We start from the raw sequence: 16,640 nt of genomic DNA on the forward strand, positions 1-16,640 counted from the left end.
CAGGGAACGGTGGGACGACGAGGCGGGGAAGGCGAGGTTCGGCTACCGCGTCGCCACGCGGCTGATGACGAAGGTGTTGCCCGAGAACTGGACCTGACCCGGCGCGCTCATGTGCTCCAGCATCAGGCGCAGGTTCCGGCCGAGCCGGGCGGAATCCGAGCGGGTCTCGTACCAGTACTCGGTGCTGGCCCCGCTCGCGCGCACCGGACGGTGGTGCTCGTAGCAGCGGAAGGCCGCCATGTACTCCTCGGCCGCCTGGACCTCCTGGGCCGAGAAGCCGCTCAGGCGGACGACGTAGGCGCTGGGCAAGCCCCCGCAGCCCTCGCCGCCGGGCACCGCCGCCACGGCGCCGCCGACCGGAGCGGCGTCGGGGGGCGCGGCGCCGGCATCGGCACCGCGGCGGGGCGCGATGACGCCGTCGAGCTTCGCGGTGAGGGCGGCCGCGAGGTCGGCGGCCACCGTCTTCGCCTCGGCGCCGACCCGCTCGAGCAGGCACTCGCGGTCGCACCCCTGGGGCAGGGGCGGCAACTGGAGCCCGGCCACCTCGAACGAGCCGAGCGACTGACCGGTGCGGACGTTGAGGAGGCGGCCCGGGATACGGATCTCAGGCCGCACGATATCCGAGTAGGCGGATTTCGACGCCGACGCGTAGATCTGGAACACCGCCACCACGTCGAGCGGCGGATTCTGGACCGCGCGGGCGACCTCGATCAGCTCGGCATCCCGCCGGCGCACCCGGTTGGCCTGGGTGAACCCCATCGCGACGGCGGTCTCGTCGTAGACGTTGTAGCCGCGCAGATTCATGGTCTCGGACAGCTCGTGGATCACCCGCTGGAAGATGCGGTTGCCGCGGGGCACCGCGTCCTCGTCGGCGTCCTCGCCCATCACGACGACGTTGGGCTTGGTCTGCGCCCGGGCCGGTGCCGCGTAGGCGGAACCGAGAGCCAGGACGGCGAGGCAGGCGGCGCGGAACGCGGTGGTGCGGAACGCGGTGGTGCGGACGAGGGGCATCGGGATCCTCCAGGACATCGCGGGTCTCTCCGTCTTCGGACCGTCGGTGAGGCGAGTTGGCGTCATTCGGCGCAGGGACGTTGGGTCGGCGCCGCGCGGAAATCGTCGAGGTCGAGATCCGTCCGCAGGCGCGGATCGGCCAGGTCGCTGCACGGACCATCCGCGACCGGCAGGACGAAGCGCAGGGCACCGCTGCGGGCCGGCGCGATCAGGCTGACCTCCACCCTGCGGTTCACCCGTGACAGGGGTGCGTCGGGATCCTTCGGCCGCGCGGGTCCCCAGCCGTGGACGCGCAGGCGCTCCGGCGCGATGCCGTAGGTCTCGACGAGATGCGCCTTCACGGCCCGGGCTCGGGCCAGGGAGAGGCGGCGGTTGTAGGCGCGGCCGCCGGCGGCGTCGGTGTGGCCGGCGATCAGGAATCCGTGGCCCGCGAGCGGCTCGGCGCGCAGGGCCTCGCCGAGCGGCTCGAGCTGGATGCGCGCTTCGGGGGTCAGGCGCGCGCTGTCGTAGGCGAAGAACACGGTGAGATCGATCGACCGGGCGGGAACGACGCGGACCGCCGGGCCGCCGTCGTCGGGGCTGACCGCCAGCGGCCGCGCGGGCGCTCCCGGATTGCCGTCGGCGAACGGCGCGAGCGACCGGATGATCGCGGTCGCACCCGGGTTCGCGGCCCGCGCCTCCTCGGCCTCCGCCCGCTCCGCGGCCGGGTCCCGCGGCGGAGGCGCTTCGTCCGGCTGCGCTGCCCGGGCACCCGGCACCTCGGTGAGCGGGTTCGCCCGCGCGGGCGCGACCAGCGCGAGGGCGAGGCCGACGGCGAGCAACAGTCCGGAGCGGCCGAGGCGCGCCCGCGCGGCGCGCGGCAGATTGTGGGTCCGCATCGCTTCCCCTTCCAGTGTCCCGGGCCTTGCTTCGGCCCCTCTCACCCCGTCCATGGGCGGCCCAGAGCGATTTTCGTCGCCCGGCCTCGCGATCTTCGCGACGGCGCTCAGCGTCCCCGCAGGATGGCGTTCATCCCGGCCGGATCGAGCGGTCCGTCGGTCGCCGGCTTGGGTTGGGGTGCCGGGCCGGGCCCGACCGGCCCGGTCCCCGGATCCGCGGCGGCGACCGGGCGCCCCTGAGCCGCCGCGATCCGCGCCAGGGTCGGGCTCCGGCCCAGGATCGCCGAGAGGCGGGTCGCGCTGTTGAAGCTCGTCGGATCCTTCGGATCGAGGCCGCCCTCCTTGTGGAGCGCGATGCCGGCCACGGAGGCGTCGAACATCAGCGACCCGGACGAGCCGCCGAGCGTGTCGCAGCGGTGGCGCAGGTCAGGTCCTTCGGCCTGGTCCTTCACGGCGAAGCAGCGGAAGCGGCTCATCACCTTCGGACGTCCGAGGGGATGGTGGATGACCAGCATCGAGCGGTTGGCCGTCACCGGCTCGCCCGAGAGCCGCGCCGCACCGTAGGTCGCGGTCGGATTGCCCGCCACGCGGGCGAGGGCGAAGTCGAGGCGGGCGTCGAACTCGACGGGCTTCGGGTCGATCTCGAACCGGCGGGAGCCTTTCCCGTCGAGGGTCAGGTAATCCATCAGGATCGACGCCTTGACCGGGCGCAGGTCGCCCGATTGCGGCAGGCAATGGTGGTTGGTCAGCACGTAGTCGCCGGTCAGGAGCGTCCCCGTGCAGGAGGCACCGACCTGCTGCCCGGTGCGGCCGTTCTGGAGCACGATGTCGACGCGGCCGATCGGTCGCGCGAGGGCCGCGAGGCCGTCCTTCGGGTCGAGCTCGCTCACGGGCTCGAAGGCGCCCTTGTTCTGGTCGACATAGGCGGCCGCGTCGCCGGTCGTCTGGCGCAGGGGCAGCTGCGCCCGGCCGTAATCGGCGGGATCGAAGCCGACGCTCTGCGCCCGCGCGGCGTCGCCGCGGCCGAGCACGATCAGCGCGCAGGCCGTTCCCAGAAGGAGAGGGCCTCTCCGGCGCATCGCGATCATCCTCTCCCTCCTCTCGGTCCGCGAATCGGGCCCGCGCTCGCGGGGTCGATCGACAGCATTCGCAACACGCCGGATTCTCATCAGCGCGCCAGGGTGTGGACCAGGCGGCCGGCAACCGCGCCGGTTCCGGCCTCCGGAACGGCCTGGACCGTGTAGACGAGGTTCTGCCGCGCGCCCTCGCGCAGGAAATAGCCGAGCGCGCCGTCCGCCAGCCGGACGGCCGGGAGGGCGGCGTCGCGCAGTTCCGGCCCGACCTGCACGCGCAGGCCCGGCTCCGCTCCGATGGCGAGCCCGCACAGGTCCGGCGTGAGGCGGCTCGCGGCCAGGTGATCGCCCGACTCCGCCGGTACCGGGCGCCGCTCGGGCGGGTCGGCTCCGAAGGCGACGCGGCGGCAGGAGGAGCCCGCCGGGGCGCGCAGCTCGGAGACGTGGATCGGCGACGCGATCCGGACTCCGATGCTGGGGGGAGGGGTGGCGGGACCGGCCGGCGCGTCGGGGCGCGGCTCGCTGACGGGATCGGGCCGCGTGGCCCCGAGAGCGAGCACACCGGCGAGTCCGGCTGCCGCGACGGCGCCGGCCGGCAACGCGAGACGCCACCATCGCCGCGCCGGCGGCGTCTCGGCCCTCTCCGGAGGCCGCAGCGCGGTCAATGCGGCCAGGGCTCCGGGCACGCTGTGCGACGGCAGGATCCGCACGTTCCGGCCCATGCCGCGGAAGACGGCTTCGGCCTGCGCGCGCTCCGGCCCGTCCGGCAGGAGGACCGCCAGCGCGGCGTTCGGAGCTCCGGCGATCGTCGCGGCGGAGCGTTCGATCTTGTCGAGGAGCGCGTAGTCGCCGGGCAGCACCGCGAGGTCGAGATCGACCGCGCCGGTCGCCCAGAGGATGAGGTCGGCCTCCTCCGGTGCCGCGGCGAGCGGGTGGCCGCCCTCGGCGAGGCCGTGCGCCAGGCAGACCGGAACCTCCCAGGAGCGTCCGGCATCGAAGGAGCCCGACAGCCGCAGCTCGTGGGGCTCGGGCATCCGGCCCGTCCACCGGGCGAGCGGGCCGGCGGCCCCGCAGAGCCGGGCGTAATCGGCCGACCACGGCAGCGGGCGATAATCGCCGTCCGCGAAGGCGGCCGGGGCCGGAAGGCCGGGGCGCGGCCTGAGCCCGCGCAGCACCAGCGGTCCGCGGGTTGTGGGCACCACGACGAGGATGGCCGGACGCGTCATGCGCGGGCCGGTCTCCCGGACGGGCCGAGACCGGCCTGCCGGCTCGTCCGACGGCTCGTCAAAGCAGGAACACCGCGCAGGCCGGGTCGCGGAGCATCCGGCCCATGAGGGCCGCGTCCGGCACGGCCGGGTCGAGGGCGAGCACCGCCGCGCCCTCGATCGCCGGACCGAGGTCGAGCCGGACCGTCTCGTCGCCGAGCCACGCCTCGATCACCCGCGGCATCTGCCCCGACTCGCCGCGCAGGACGAGGAGCGGCGGCGCGCCGTCCGCGGCCTCGAGGATCTCCAGCGCGTAGGCGCCGACCCGGCGCCGGAGAATCGCGCCGTCCGAGGCGGCCGCGGCGAGCGGCGCGTGGGCGAGCGCCAGGGCGCCGAGCATCGTCCGGTAGCGCCGGGCCGTCGCGGGGTCGCCGCGGATCGTCCGCACCGTCGCGAGGTCGACCGGGCCGTCGGGCGCACGGGTCGCGTGGGCCCAGAGCCGTGCGTGGTCCGGCTGGGCGGTCGTCGCCGCATCGCGCACGAGGGCGCGGGCCGCGTGGATCTCGGCGAGGAGCCGTGCCGCGTCGCTCACGCCGCGGCCTCCCCGGCATAGGCCGCTGCGAACGCGACCGCGAAGATGTCCCGATCCGCCGGGAACAGCGCGTCCAGCGGCCGGTGCCGGGCGAGTCCGTCGAGCGACCGCTCCAACTCGGCCGCCGCCTCGGCGAGGCGCAGCAGCGCCGGTTCGGCGGCCGCGAACCCGGCCGAGAGACCGGCCCGATCGTCGAATCCGGCGCGGCGGACGCGGCGCAGGTCAGCCTCGGCGGCCTCCAGCGCGCCCCGCACCGCCTCGGGCAGCGCGTCGCGATCGGCGATCCGGAGGGCCGCCGCGATGCGCAGCATCCGGCCGAGATGGGCCGCGAGCAGTCCCGCGCGCGTCCGGAGTTCGGCGTAGCTCTCGGCCTCCAGGCAGGTCGCCCGCTCGGCGATGGCGGCGCCGCCGCCGCCGCGGCGCAGGCGGTTGGCGATGCCCGACTGGACCCGGCCGAAGCTCACGGCCCGGAGCGTCGTCAGCGGGCGGGTCCGGTGATAGGGCTCGAGGCGCAGGAAGTCGGCCAGGTCCTCGCGCTCGGCGCCGGTGAGGATCTTCGGGCCCTCCGGCCAGTCCGCCAGCAGGGTCGCCAGCGCCGCGGCGGGTTCGGCGGTCGCGAGATCGCCCAGGGCCGCGTCCAGCCGCTCCTCCCAGCCCGCGTGGGCGTCGAGGGCGGCGGGAGCCGAGAGGGCGGCGAGGCCTTCGAGGAGGCGGCCGGCCGCCTCGAAGGTCACGAAATGCTCCGCGACGATGCGGAAGCCCGGCCGCTCGCCCGTCGCCATCTCGGCGCGCCAGAAATCGAGGATGTCGTCGTCCGCGACGGACCGGCGGCCGCCCAGGAAGGTCAGGAGCGCCCGGAAGCGCCGCTCCAGCGGCGCCAGCGGCAGATGGGCGTTCCGGTAGGCGGTGAAATGCCGGGCCAGCCGCTTGGCCAGGATCGCCGCGCTTTCCGCGTCGGGCGCGGCGGCGAGTTCGTCGAGCCAGCCCGCGACGGTCGCGAACTGGGCCAGGTCCTCCGCGGTGAGCACGAACTCGGCCAGCGCGAGGAGCCGGGCGAGCCCGGCCCAGCCGGTGGACCAGGCGGTGCCGAGCACGGGGCCGCGGTCGTCGACGGCCGGGCCGCCGCCGAAGCGCGCCGAGAGGGCGGCCGGTCGCGCGAGGCCCGGGTCCAGGGCGAGGGTAATGAGATCGCGCCCGTCGCGGGCCCCGGCCGCCTCGGCCAGCGCGGCGAGGGCGTGGGCGAGGTCCCAGAGGGGCTTGTCGCGGTTCGGGCGCACGGCACCCGTGACCACGCGGGCGAGCCAGGCACGGTCGGCGCGGGAGAGATCGCGGCCGTCGCCGACGTTGGCGAGGTCGGCCGCGCAGCGCTCATCGTATCCGCCCGTCATGCGCCTCCCGGTCGCGGGCTGCCACGCAACCCCTTGTGATCGTTCGATTCGCCTTATGGTTACCTCGCGACCGGCCATCCGTCGACCTCCGGCGGCCATCCGGGCGCCACCCGTCTGCTCTGGGCGGTCCAGACGCGCTTCTGATTCCGTCGCGCTCCGGCTCAGCGCACCACGACGCGCGCGGCGGCCTCCGTGACCCCGGGCGTGGCCCGGATCCGGTCGAGGAGGTCCAGCACGTCCGGGGGCTGCAGGAGACGCGCCTCGCCGTCGGCGCCCGGCGCCGCCGCCAGCCACCGCGCGGCGAGCTCCGGCGGCAGGCCGCCCGGCACGCCGAAGCAGGCGAACAGGTTCTCGAAGGGCTCCCCCGCGACGATCTCGTCGAGGCCGTAGCCCCGCGGATAGCGCCGCGAGTCTCCCGGCTTGAGGGCCAGCTGCGAGGCCGGGTTGTCGCGCACCGGCAGGGCGACGAAGGCGGTCTCGTCGGCCGCGACCACCCAGCAGTACAGGTTCTGCTCGACACGGGACTCGATGCGCATCTCCAGGCGCTGACCGGCCGCGAACGGGGTGGCGGCGGCCGCCACCGAGAGGCGGCCGGCATCCGTGCGCGCGGTGGCGGCGAGGTGATCCAGGAACGGCCGCGGGACGGGATCGCAGCCGAGCCCCTCCGTCGCGATCCGGCGTCGTCCCGTCGGGGCCAGGACAGCGCCGTCGCGCTGGAACTCGACCTCCATCCAGGATTGCCGGTCGTGGTCCGTGCGGAAGCGGCCGCGCGCGGTGACGGTGCCGGCGCAGGCGGTGCCGGGCGGCCGGCGGCGCACGTCGAGGCGCGCGCCGCGGAGCACCCGGTTGGCCGAGCGGGCCTCCGCGTCGAGGGCGATGACGAGGCGGTCCGTGAGGGCGCCGGCGCAGGTGGAATGGCCGCCCTCCGCCACGAACGGGCAGACCTCGACGGCGCCGGCATTCGGTGCGGCCTGCGCGAACGCCTTCACTGCACCGTCCATGACCGCGTCGACGTCGGCGACGCCGGCGCCGATATGGATCGGCACGACCAGAGGGTCGCTCGTCGCCTTGCAGGCGGCGCTCTGCGTCACGGCCTGGAGCCGGAGGGAGGCGGTCTCGCCGGCCCGGCGGGGCTCGACCAGGAACACGGCCGCGTCCCCCGCGAAGGCGGACCGGATCTGCGCCTCGGCGTCCGCGCCCGAGAGGCCCGTCGTGCCCTCGCGCAAGGCCTTGATCCGCACGACGTCGGCCGCCGCCGCCAACCTGACCCGGCCGGTCGCCTGGAGCCGCGTCTCGACGGCGAGGCGCACTTCCTCGGACTGCTCGCGCGACAGGGCCGTCTGGCCGGGCTCGACGCCGACGACCGCGAGCGTCAGGTCCGGCCGGCCGGCGCAGGCCGCCACCGCGTCGAGGAACGGTGCCAGCGCCTGCGTCGCTGGGTCGGCGCGCGCCGCCGCCGGGGCGAGCAGCAGCGCGGCGAGGAGGAGGCGCCTCATTCGGTCTCGTTGGCCCGGGCGTACTGATCGAGGGCGCGGACGAAGACCGGATTGAACCGCCCGTCCAGGGCACCGGTGTAGTAATCCGCGTCCTTGATGGCGCGCTGCACCGAGCGGATCGTCTCGGGCTTGAGCTTCTGGGCGGCGGTGTCGGTCGCCGAGACGGAGGCGGCGCCAAGTTCCCCGTGCTTCAGCGCGCGCAGGACCATGTCGGCCGAGCGCACGCCGGGGAAATATCGCCCGAAGCCGTTGTCGATCAGCGTCGCCATCGTGGCCATGGCCACCGGGTCGCCCCGGTCCGCCGCTTGCCGGAAGAGGTCGAAGCCCTGGCGCAGGTCCTTCGGGAAGCCGTAGGCGCCCGTCGCGTAGTGCGGCACGAGCTTGCTGATCGACGCGACGTCGCCCCCGGCCACGGCGCGGCGATACAGGGCGACCGCCTGCGCCTCGTCCTTCGGGATGCCGTTGCCGTACTCCAGCATCCGGGCGGCGTTGGCCAGCGCCACCACGTTCCCGCCTTCGCCCGCCTGCCGGTAGAGGCGGAACGCCTCGGCCTGCTGGCGCTTCACGCCCTGGCCGTTCTCGTAGAGGGCGGCGAGGTTGTTCAGCGCCGAGATGCTCCCGGCTTTGGCGGCGCGGTCATAGGCGGCGAAGGCCTCCTTGTAGCGGTCGGCCCGGTCGTAGGCGCGGCCGAGCTGGTAGGAGAGCCGGCGCAGGTCCGGATAGGCGGCCGCGGCCCCGCGGCAGGCTTCGATCGCCGCGGCGGGCTCGATCCGGCCGAGCTTCACGCCCGCGACCCCGCTCGGACGGTCGGGATCGTCCGTGCCGGCGGCGAGCTCGTCGCAGCGCTTGACGCGCGGATCGGCGCTCGGGTTCTTGCCGCCGAGATAGCCCTCGGCGAGGCTGCGATAGGCGCAGACCTCGCCGCAGGAATCGAGATAGGCCTGATATTGCCGCTGGGTCCCGAACTTGGCCCAGTTCTCCTGATCGATCGCCGCCGCGTCCCGGCGCCGCCCGGCCAGGAGCCTGTCCATGGCCTGAGGCCGGTACAGGCAGGTCTCGCCGCAGGCGCCGATATAGGCCTCGAAGCCCTCCCGGGTGCCGAGCGCTTCGGCCCGCCGCCAGGCCGCCTCGTCCCGGATGGCCTCGACCCCCTTCGCGACGGCCGCCACCGGCAGGGAGGCCTTGAGGACGATCGGGGCCTCGTCGATTTCGGGTACCTGCTCGCGGCCCGACGCGCGGCGGGCCGCGTCCTCCACCTCGCGGTGGAGGTAGCGCTTCAGCTCCGTCCACTGCACGAGCCCGTCGCCGTCGCCCTGATGGTCCCGCGCGTCGGCGAGGCCCGACACGCCCATCAGGAACCGGCTGGTCAGCAGGCCGAGCTTGTTCGCCTCGTCCCAGTTGGCCGGTGTCGCGCCCGATGTCGCCACCAGCCGGACGATGCCGCCCTCCGTCTTCGGCCGGGCGGGGGCGAAGCCGGGCGCGGACACCGCCAGCAGGCTCTCGCCCTTGCGGCCGGTCTCGCCGGTGAAGCAGGCATCGACCATCACGATGAGCTGGTGGTCGGCGCCGATCTTGCGCTTCACGAGCTCGAGGTTGCGGTACAGGGTCTCCAGCGCGTACCCGCTCTCGCCCTGGTTCGGGTTACCGTCCTCGGGCAGCAGGAACGGCTGCTTGGTGGCGAGATCCGGGACGCCGTGGCCGGAATAGTACACGAAGACGTTCGAGCGGCCCTCGCGCACGCTGCGCCAGAGGCGGCCGGATTGCGGGTTCCGCTCGGTGCCGAAGACCTGGTAGAACTCGTTGAGGGTCGCGTCCTTCAGGAGGAAGACGTTGCTCTCGCGGTAGCCCAGGCGCTCGATCAGGTAAGCGCGGATCGCCTCGGCATCGTTGTGCGCGTAGTCGACAGGCACGGTCTGCTTGTAGCTGCGGTTCCCGATCACCACCGCCACGGCATCGGCATTGTCGGCGAAGGCTGCCGGATCCGGGGCAGCCCTGGCCGGCGCGAGCGGGGCGAGGCAGGTCATCCCGAGCAGGATGAGCGCGGTGTGGGCGGCCCGCCGCAGCGCGGATACCGGGTTGGCTCTCGGCAAGCGCGTCCTCCTGTCCGGGTCGCGGCCCGGTTTCATCGTCCTCGGAGCGGGGCGCGCCTGGTCGGCACGCGCGACAGGGTTATCCGCTGGAGGATCGGGAAACAATCTCACGGTGTGAGCGCGGCCGCTCGAGGCGGGCTCCGCGACGATGCGGATGACATCGGGGGCGCAGGTGCCGGTGCGGGGAGCGGGCATCTCAGCCCCAGCCGAGATACGCGACGATCAGGCTGAGGGCGGCGAGGTGGAGCGGCGAGAGGGCGGTCAGCATGGTCTCGCTCCTCACGGCAGGTAGAGACCGCGGCCGCAGCGGCGGGCGCGCCGAGCCTCGAAGTAGCCGGTGTAGCGATTGTAGACCTCGACCGTGCGGTAGACGCAGTAACGGCCGGAGTTGCGGCCGTTGTAATAGACGCCGCCGTTGTCGAGATCGACGCCGAGGAACTCTTGGTTCCCGTGCTGCGGCGCGGCCTCTTGGGCGAGGGCGGGACCCGCGGCGCAGAGAAGGCTGGCGGCGAGGACGAGGATCTTGGTCTTGGTCATCTCGGGTCTCCCTGGTCGGGCGGTGGATCGTCCGCCTCGACAGGGGCATGGGCCGGCCAGACGCGGTTTCGTGCGGCCGGCGCGGTGTGACGCGAAAATTTTTTCCGACAGGCGCGGCCGAGATGGCGTCGGTCGTCCGGAAACCGCCCGACGGCGGCGGTGCCCGTCACCATCGACGGCAGGGTTACCCCGAACAGCCTTCACCCTCAGGACCGTCGGCGCGCTCCGATCGAGAGCGACGCGGGCGCTGCGTTCGGTCCAGAACACGCGACGCGACGGCGTCGAATGCTCATCATCCGCCGCAAGCCATCCCGGCTTACTGAACCGGTAACACTATTTCTCAATATTCGTTGACCCGGGATCGGAGAGGGGCCAATACAGCGTCCGCTGATCGGTGAGAGCCTGCTCGATGGACGGCGAATACTGTTAAGGGCTTCTCTTCATCTGAGAGGTATTCATGAAATCTCTCGTGGTGGCACAGGCTGCGCGCGTGGCAGACCGGATCGTGCTCCCGACCGCCTGAGGGTGGACTGGCTCTCGCCGCCGAACGCCCGATTCCGGTCCACCACGCCTGCGTAACCGTGCGCGGACTGCAGAGCTGTTCTCGACGCCGATGCGGATCGCGCTCGGTGTCGTCTCGGAAACGACATCGCCCGGGGCCGACATGTGCCAGGTGTTTCAGCATCCTCCGCGCTCAGCTTGCCTGAGCGTCCGTCCCGGGGACCCTCACATCCGATCGGTCTCGGCTCTCCTCGGCGTCGGGATCGTGAGCGCGGCCTTGCTCGGCCCGGCGATTCCGGCGCGGGCCGACGATGGGCCGAGCTACGGCGATGACCGACGCGGCATCTTCCTGCCCTTCCTCAACGCGCCGCGACCCGGCGACGCCATCACGAAGTCCCCGCGCCTCGGCCTGTCGTTCGGCGGCGAGGCTCGTCCGGTGCTCGTTGATACCGGTTCGACCGGCATCGTGGTCTCAGCCGCTCGGATTCCCGACAACGAGCGCCTGCCGAGCGAGCCCGGACGGCTGACCTACTCGAGTTCCGGCCGGATCATGGTCGGACGCTGGGTGCGCGTCCCGGTTTCCATCGTCGGCCGCGATGGAGCGAGCGTGGTCACGCAGCCCATCCGGGTTCTCGCCGTCGACCGGATCGACTGCACCGCGCGCGCCCGCAGCTGCACGCCCGAGATGACGCCGGCCCACGTGGCGATGATGGGGATCGGTTTCGGCCGCGAGGACGACAGCCAGACGCAGAGCACGCCGGACACCAATCCGCTCCTCAACGCGGAGCCGCCGGGACCCGGTTCGGTGCACCGCGGCTACGTGCTGACCCGACGCGGCGTGCATGTCGGCTTGACGCGCGCCAACACGCGCGGCCGCTACCGCTTCGTGAAGCTCGACCCGCACCCGCACGTGCCGGGCGACTGGCTCGGCGTTCCCGTCTGCATCACCGTCGACGGCCGTGAGCCCGCCGCCTGCGGCCGGGGGCTCCTCGATACCGGTGTCAGCGGCATGTTCCTGACGCTGCCGCCGTCCCAGGTCGCCGACAGCCTCCGGGCCGATGCGGGCGATCACGCCATGCTCCGCCCGGGAACGCGCCTCGGCTTCCAGTTCGGCGACGCGGCCGGCTACGCGATCGATGTCGGCGACCGAGCCGCGCCGCTCGCTCCCGAACGCATCGTCCTCAACACGGTGCGCCCGCAGCCTTTCGTCAACACGGGGCTGCATATCCTGAACGGCTTCGACGTCCTCTACGACGCCGACCGCGGCTATTACGGCTTCCGGGCCCGCGACGCACAGTCGGCGTCCGACGACCCGTGATCTGCGCATCGGCCGCCGTGTCGTCCGCCCTCTCCCGCACCGAGTCCGCCATGCTGCGCAACGCCTTTCTCACTGCTGTGATCCTCGTCCCGACCGCCGGATACGCGGCGGAGGTCGATTGCGGCGCCTCCGCGAACCAGATGGACGCCAACACCTGCACGGCCCAGGAATTCGACCGGGCCGATGCGGAGCTGAACCGCCGCTACGCGACCCTGCGCAGCAAGCTCGACGAGAACGGCCGACGCAATCTGGTCGCCGCCGAGCGCGCCTGGATCGCCTTCCGCGATTCCGAGTGCAACCTGCGGACCGGCTTCAACACGCTGACGCCCGACGACAACGGAAGCATCGCCCCGATGCTCCTGGGCGCGTGCAAGATCACGCTGACGCGCCAGCGGATCCAGGACTTGGCAGCCCAGATCAAGTGTCCGGGCGGCGACCTGTCGTGCTCGCCCTGACTGCCTCCCGTCTTTCCCGACCACCCGGCTGAGTGAGCTGCCATGATCATCGTCACGACCGAGAACATTCCGAACTACCACGTGCGCGAGGTCCGCGGCCCCTGCTTCGGCGCCGTGGTGCACAGCCGCGGTGCGGTGGGCAATTTCACCGCCGGACTGCGCAGCATCATGGGCGGCGAGATCAGCGAGTACAGCCAGCTGATCGAGCAGGCGCGGTCGCAGGCGATCGACCGCATGGCGCAGAACGCGGCGCAACTCGGCGCCAACGCCGTCGTCATGATGCGTTTCGATACCGCGGACACCGACCAGTCGATGATGGGCGTCGTCGCCTACGGCACCGCCGTGGTCGTCGAGGCACGCTGAGGTCGCGGCGAGGGCCGCGTTCCGCTCCGACCCGCCGTCACCCGCCGCGCGCAGGACACCTCAGCCGGGTCGATGCGACGCGCGAACCGGATCCCAGAGCCATGAATCACAAGCCCCAACGCCTGCTGCAGGCTTCGGCTTCCGTCCTTGCCGGGCTGCTCGCCTGCCTCGCCGTGCCGACGACCGCCGGAGCCGACCAGCCGTCCGCGAAACTGTGTCTGACCGAGACCTCCACGCCGGGCACGACGGCGTGCATGACCCGCGCCCTGCAGGAGGCGGACGCGAAGCTCAACGCGGCCTACAGGAAGGCGATGTCGGTGATCGATCACGACGACCGCACGCTGGACCCCGACGCCAGGGCGCTCTGGAAGACGCGGCTCGAGCGGGCGCAGCGGGCCTGGATCGCCTTCCGGGACGCGGATTGCGGCGACCTGACCGACAGCGAGTGGGCCAACGGGAGCGGCGCGAATGCGGCGCTGCCCGCCTGCCTCTACGACAAGACCGTCCAGAGGACGGCCGACCTGCTGAGCCGCTACCCGCTGCATTGAGAAGCGGCGCGGCATCGCCAGGGGCCCGTCGCGGGCCGGTGAACACTTCGGTTCCGCCGGAAGCTCCTCCGGCCCCGATGCAGTCTTCGTGCGCCTGCGGACGGCCGTCCGGCGCCCGATCTCACCCCGCTTCGATGGGACCGGGAGGACGCGGCGCCGGCGGCTCGGCCGGCGGGTCCCCGTCGGGCGGTGCGGGCTCCGGCAGCGGATCGTCGATGGGAGGCAGCGGGTCGTCTCCCGGACGCGGCGTATCCGACGACATGGTGCGGTGTCCTGTCCGAATCTTTGGGCGGTCGGGGACGTAACGCGCGTCGGTCCGGTCGGATGCGACCTCGTCAGCCGAAGGTCAGCGCCGACCGTTCCCGGAGCGCCCTGCGCAGGGCCCGGCTGAGGTCGGCCACCGAGTAGGGCTTGTGCAGGAGCTCGAAGCCGTCGGTGCCCTCCGACGCCAGCACGTGGCTGTAGCCGGAGGTGAGGACGACGGGCAGGTAGGGACGACGGCGCCTGATCTCCCGGGCCAGATCGACACCGTTCATGCCCGGCATCACCACGTCGGAGAAGACGATCTCGATCTCCTGGCCGTTCGCCTCGATCGTGGCGATAGCCGCCTGCGCGTCCTTCACCCAGACAGCCCTGTAGCCGAGTTCCACGAGGGCTTGCCGGGCGAAGGCGCCGACCTCCTCGTTGTCCTCCACCACGAGGACGGGCGTACCGTGACCCTCGGCGAGCGGCTCCGGCTCGTCCGGCACGCCCTCCTGGACCTCCGCCTGCTGGGACCGGGGCAGGAACAGCGTGAAGGTGGTCCCGACGCCGACGACGCTGTCGACCGCGACGTCACCGCCCGATTGCTTGGCGAAGCCGAACACCTGGCTGAGGCCGAGGCCGGTGCCGTGGCCGACGCCCTTCGTCGTGAAGAACGGCTCGAAGATGCGTTCGAGGAGGTCGGCTTCGATGCCCGAGCCGGTATCCGAGACCGACACGGCCACGAAATCGCCGGGCACGGCCGGATGCGCCCGCAGCGCCGGGATGCGGTCCGCGCGCCGCACCTTGATCACGAGGCGGCCCTCGCCCTGCATGGCATCGCGGGCGTTCACCACGAGGTTGACGAGGGCCGTGTCGAACTGGCTGGGGTCGGCATCGACGTGGCAGCGCAGCCTGCGGCCGTCCGCGTCCGTGCCGGCATCCGTGTCGGTCGCGACGTGGATGCGCGCGCCGGTCAGCGTGCCGACCATGTCGGCGATGGCGGCCACCGACTGCACCACGTCGAAGATCGACGGCCGGAGCGCCTGCCGGCGCGCGAAGGCCAGCAACTGGCTGGTCAATCTGGCGGCGCGGTCGACCGTGTCGGCGATGGCATCGACGTAGCGGCCCCGCCGATCCTCGCTGAGGCCCGGTCGCTTCAACAGATCGGTCGACGACTTGATGACGGTCAGCAGGTTGTTGAAGTCGTGCGCCACGCCGCCGGTGAGCTGCCCGACGGCCTCCATCTTCTGCGACTGACGCAGCTGCTCCTCGAGGGCGCGGCGCTCCGTGACGTCGCGCCCTGTCGCGTGGAACCGGTCCCCGCGCGCGATGGCGTTCCAGGCGATCCAGCGATACGCGCCGTCGGCGGTCCGGAACCGGACGTCGAGGTCCGACAGCGTGTGGCCGGTCCGCAGCGTCTCGAACGCGCTGGCCGCGGTCTCGCCGTCGTCCGGATGGATCAGGGTATCGATGCGGATGCCGACCAAGCTGCCGGCCGGCCACCCGAGCAGCTCCGTCCAGGCCGGGTTGACCGCCTGGCAGGTTCCGTCGAGGGCGCAGACCACGAGAAGGTCGCGGCTCGTCCGCCAGACCAGGTCGTGCTCGATCTTCCGGTCGCGAGTCCGGGCCTCCCGCCGCTCCTCGTCCGCCTGCCGGGCCGCCGGATCCTCGAGAAGGATCGCGACGCGGTTCTGCGTCCCGCTACCGGTCCGCATCGCGCGGACGTCGAGGATGGGTCCCGTTCGCGACAGGGCTCCCTTGAACCGGGCGCTGTGGCCGGATCGCGCCACGTCACCGAGGGTGTCGAACCAGCGTCGGGCGTGGTCCGGCTCGAGCGCGCTCATCCAGCGTCCCGCCGCGGCGCCGAGGCCGGACTGATCCTCGAAGGCGGCGTTGGTCTCCACCACGCGGTAATCCGCGGCCCTGCCATCCCCGTCGAAGCGCAGCTCGACGATGCAGAAGCCCACCCCGTCGTCCGCCCGGGCATGCCGCGGCGCGATGGTCCGCTCGACGGCCTGCGCCTCGCGCTGCCGGAAGCGCGTGAGGTCGAGCTGACTGCCGAAGAAGAACAGCAACTCGCCGAGCGGTCCGAAGACGGGACTGATGTAGAGTTCGTTGACGAAGGTGCTGCCGTCGCGCCGATAGTTCAGCAGCTCGACCACCACGTCGCGCCGCGCGGCGATGGCATCGCGGATGCGGGCGACATCGGCCGGATCCGTCGCGGGCCCCTGCAGGAAGCGGCAATTGCGCCCGATCAGCTCCCCCGCCGAGTAGCCGGAGAGTTCCAGGAAGGCGCGGTTGGCGAAGACGATCGGGTTGTCGGGCAGGTTCGGATCGGTGACGATCATCGCCATCCGGGTCTTGTCGGCGGCGGTGAACAGAAGGTCGGAGCGGGCGGTGCCGACTCCGGCCAGAGTGGTTGTCGGGGCGGTGACCGGGGCCTGTGACGCGCGCAGGCGCGCGTTCTCCTCAACCAGCGCGCGCTCGCGCCGACGCAGCCGCTCGACCTCCCCCCGAAGATCTTCGATGCTCATGGCCCGGTCTTATCCGGAGCCGCCGCCGCGTCCAACCGCAACCGGCACGCGGATGCGAGAAGGGGGTGTGACCTCTGGTCCCGACAGTGCCGGCGTTGGCCACCGGGCGTTCGGATCCTGCGACGCCGGAAGGGGGCGGGTCCGCCGGTTCCCGACCCGCGATGACCGGCGCTGCCTCTACGGGAATCCGGGGGACAGCGGCGGGCTGCGGGCGGTCGTGCCGCCGGGACCGGTCTCTCGAGTTCCGGCCGGATCCGGCCTCGGGACCCCGCGAACGCGAACGGCCGGAGTTCGACTCCGGCCGTTCGGTCGACGCGGTGCGTGTCGCTTACCGCAGGAGCTGGAGGACGCCCTGCTGGGCGGAGTTGGCCAGCGACAGGGCCGAGATGCCCATCGACTGGCGGGTCG

At 72.8% G+C, this 16,640-nt stretch carries 14 protein-coding genes; 4 read left to right on the top strand and 10 right to left on the bottom strand.

What is annotated here, in order from left to right:
• Nucleotides 1-42: 42 nt before the first annotated feature.
• The 9 genes from BM419_RS15325 to BM419_RS15365 all read right to left on the bottom strand — a co-directional run bounded on the left by BM419_RS15325 (nt 43) and on the right by BM419_RS15365 (nt 10,270).
• Entirely contained in the window at nt 43-1,029 is a 987-nt protein-coding gene (locus BM419_RS15325; protein ID WP_244540782.1) for a hypothetical protein, read from the bottom strand.
• A 44-nt stretch (nt 1,030-1,073) separates the two neighbouring features.
• Nucleotides 1,074-1,889, bottom strand: coding sequence for an OmpA family protein (locus BM419_RS15330; protein WP_091926909.1), 816 nt, complete (start codon nt 1,887-1,889; stop codon nt 1,074-1,076).
• Between the two features lie 107 nt (nt 1,890-1,996).
• Nucleotides 1,997-2,977: a trypsin-like serine peptidase gene (locus tag BM419_RS15335; protein WP_091926910.1), complete on the bottom strand. Its 981-nt coding sequence runs from the start codon at nt 2,975-2,977 to the stop codon at nt 1,997-1,999.
• Between the two features lie 80 nt (nt 2,978-3,057).
• Nucleotides 3,058-4,188 (bottom strand): hypothetical protein, encoded by a 1,131-nt coding sequence (locus tag BM419_RS15340; RefSeq protein WP_091926911.1) that lies wholly within the window; start codon nt 4,186-4,188, stop codon nt 3,058-3,060.
• A gap of 58 nt (nt 4,189-4,246) precedes the next feature.
• Complete coding sequence (locus tag BM419_RS15345) at nt 4,247-4,759, bottom strand: hypothetical protein (protein ID WP_091926912.1); 513 nt, start codon at nt 4,757-4,759, stop codon at nt 4,247-4,249.
• Nucleotides 4,756-6,147, bottom strand: a complete 1,392-nt coding sequence (locus tag BM419_RS15350; protein WP_091926913.1) for a hypothetical protein — start codon at nt 6,145-6,147, stop codon at nt 4,756-4,758. The genes BM419_RS15345 and BM419_RS15350 overlap by 4 nt, the downstream gene beginning before the upstream one ends.
• 161 nt (nt 6,148-6,308) lie before the next feature.
• The gene (locus BM419_RS15355) at nt 6,309-7,643 is read right to left on the bottom strand and encodes a hypothetical protein (protein WP_091926914.1); all 1,335 of its coding nucleotides are present in this window, start codon (nt 7,641-7,643) and stop codon (nt 6,309-6,311) included.
• Nucleotides 7,640-9,733 carry a caspase family protein gene (locus BM419_RS15360; protein WP_091926915.1) on the bottom strand — a complete coding sequence of 698 codons (2,094 nt, stop codon included), beginning with the start codon at nt 9,731-9,733 and terminating at the stop codon, nt 7,640-7,642. The genes BM419_RS15355 and BM419_RS15360 overlap by 4 nt, the downstream gene beginning before the upstream one ends.
• A gap of 279 nt (nt 9,734-10,012) precedes the next feature.
• Complete coding sequence (locus BM419_RS15365; protein WP_020094549.1) at nt 10,013-10,270, bottom strand: hypothetical protein; 258 nt, start codon at nt 10,268-10,270, stop codon at nt 10,013-10,015.
• A gap of 766 nt (nt 10,271-11,036) precedes the next feature.
• Between BM419_RS15365 and BM419_RS15370 the strand changes: the two genes are divergently transcribed.
• The 4 genes from BM419_RS15370 (at nt 11,037) to BM419_RS15385 (ending at nt 13,455) form a co-directional block, all read left to right on the top strand.
• Complete coding sequence (locus tag BM419_RS15370) at nt 11,037-12,089, top strand: hypothetical protein (RefSeq protein ID WP_091926916.1); 1,053 nt, start codon at nt 11,037-11,039, stop codon at nt 12,087-12,089.
• Nucleotides 12,090-12,139: 50 nt separating this feature from the next.
• Entirely contained in the window at nt 12,140-12,544 is a 405-nt protein-coding gene (locus BM419_RS15375) for a lysozyme inhibitor LprI family protein (protein ID WP_244540783.1), read from the top strand.
• A gap of 42 nt (nt 12,545-12,586) precedes the next feature.
• The gene (locus BM419_RS15380) at nt 12,587-12,907 is read left to right on the top strand and encodes a YbjQ family protein (protein ID WP_020094546.1); all 321 of its coding nucleotides are present in this window, start codon (nt 12,587-12,589) and stop codon (nt 12,905-12,907) included.
• 101 nt (nt 12,908-13,008) lie between these two features.
• Nucleotides 13,009-13,455, top strand: a complete 447-nt coding sequence (locus BM419_RS15385; RefSeq protein ID WP_091926918.1) for a lysozyme inhibitor LprI family protein — start codon at nt 13,009-13,011, stop codon at nt 13,453-13,455.
• Nucleotides 13,456-13,790: 335 nt separating this feature from the next.
• On the opposite strand, the gene BM419_RS15390 is transcribed toward BM419_RS15385, so the two are convergent.
• A complete protein-coding gene (locus BM419_RS15390) occupies nt 13,791-16,232 on the bottom strand; it encodes a PAS domain S-box protein (RefSeq protein WP_091926919.1) in 2,442 nt (813 codons plus the stop codon).
• Between the last annotated feature and the right edge of the window lie 408 nt (nt 16,233-16,640).

The sequence above is a fragment of the Methylobacterium sp. yr668 genome (assembly GCF_900116245.1).
Classification (GTDB): domain Bacteria; phylum Pseudomonadota; class Alphaproteobacteria; order Rhizobiales; family Beijerinckiaceae; genus Methylobacterium.

What these genes read in the sequence shown, in the direction of transcription:
- BM419_RS15325 (WP_244540782.1), bottom strand. Translation starts at nt 1,029, where the DNA reads ATGTCCTGGAGGATCCCGATGCCCCTCGTCCGCACCACCGCGTTCCGC.
- BM419_RS15330 (WP_091926909.1), bottom strand. Translation starts at nt 1,889, where the DNA reads ATGCGGACCCACAATCTGCCGCGCGCCGCGCGGGCGCGCCTCGGCCGC.
- BM419_RS15335 (WP_091926910.1), bottom strand. Translation starts at nt 2,977, where the DNA reads ATGATCGCGATGCGCCGGAGAGGCCCTCTCCTTCTGGGAACGGCCTGC.
- BM419_RS15340 (WP_091926911.1), bottom strand. Translation starts at nt 4,188, where the DNA reads ATGACGCGTCCGGCCATCCTCGTCGTGGTGCCCACAACCCGCGGACCG.
- BM419_RS15350 (WP_091926913.1), bottom strand. Translation starts at nt 6,147, where the DNA reads ATGACGGGCGGATACGATGAGCGCTGCGCGGCCGACCTCGCCAACGTC.
- BM419_RS15355 (WP_091926914.1), bottom strand. Translation starts at nt 7,643, where the DNA reads ATGAGGCGCCTCCTCCTCGCCGCGCTGCTGCTCGCCCCGGCGGCGGCG.
- BM419_RS15365 (WP_020094549.1), bottom strand. Translation starts at nt 10,270, where the DNA reads ATGACCAAGACCAAGATCCTCGTCCTCGCCGCCAGCCTTCTCTGCGCC.
- BM419_RS15375 (WP_244540783.1), top strand. Translation starts at nt 12,140, where the DNA reads ATGCTGCGCAACGCCTTTCTCACTGCTGTGATCCTCGTCCCGACCGCC.
- BM419_RS15380 (WP_020094546.1), top strand. Translation starts at nt 12,587, where the DNA reads ATGATCATCGTCACGACCGAGAACATTCCGAACTACCACGTGCGCGAG.
- BM419_RS15385 (WP_091926918.1), top strand. Translation starts at nt 13,009, where the DNA reads ATGAATCACAAGCCCCAACGCCTGCTGCAGGCTTCGGCTTCCGTCCTT.
- BM419_RS15390 (WP_091926919.1), bottom strand. Translation starts at nt 16,232, where the DNA reads ATGAGCATCGAAGATCTTCGGGGGGAGGTCGAGCGGCTGCGTCGGCGC.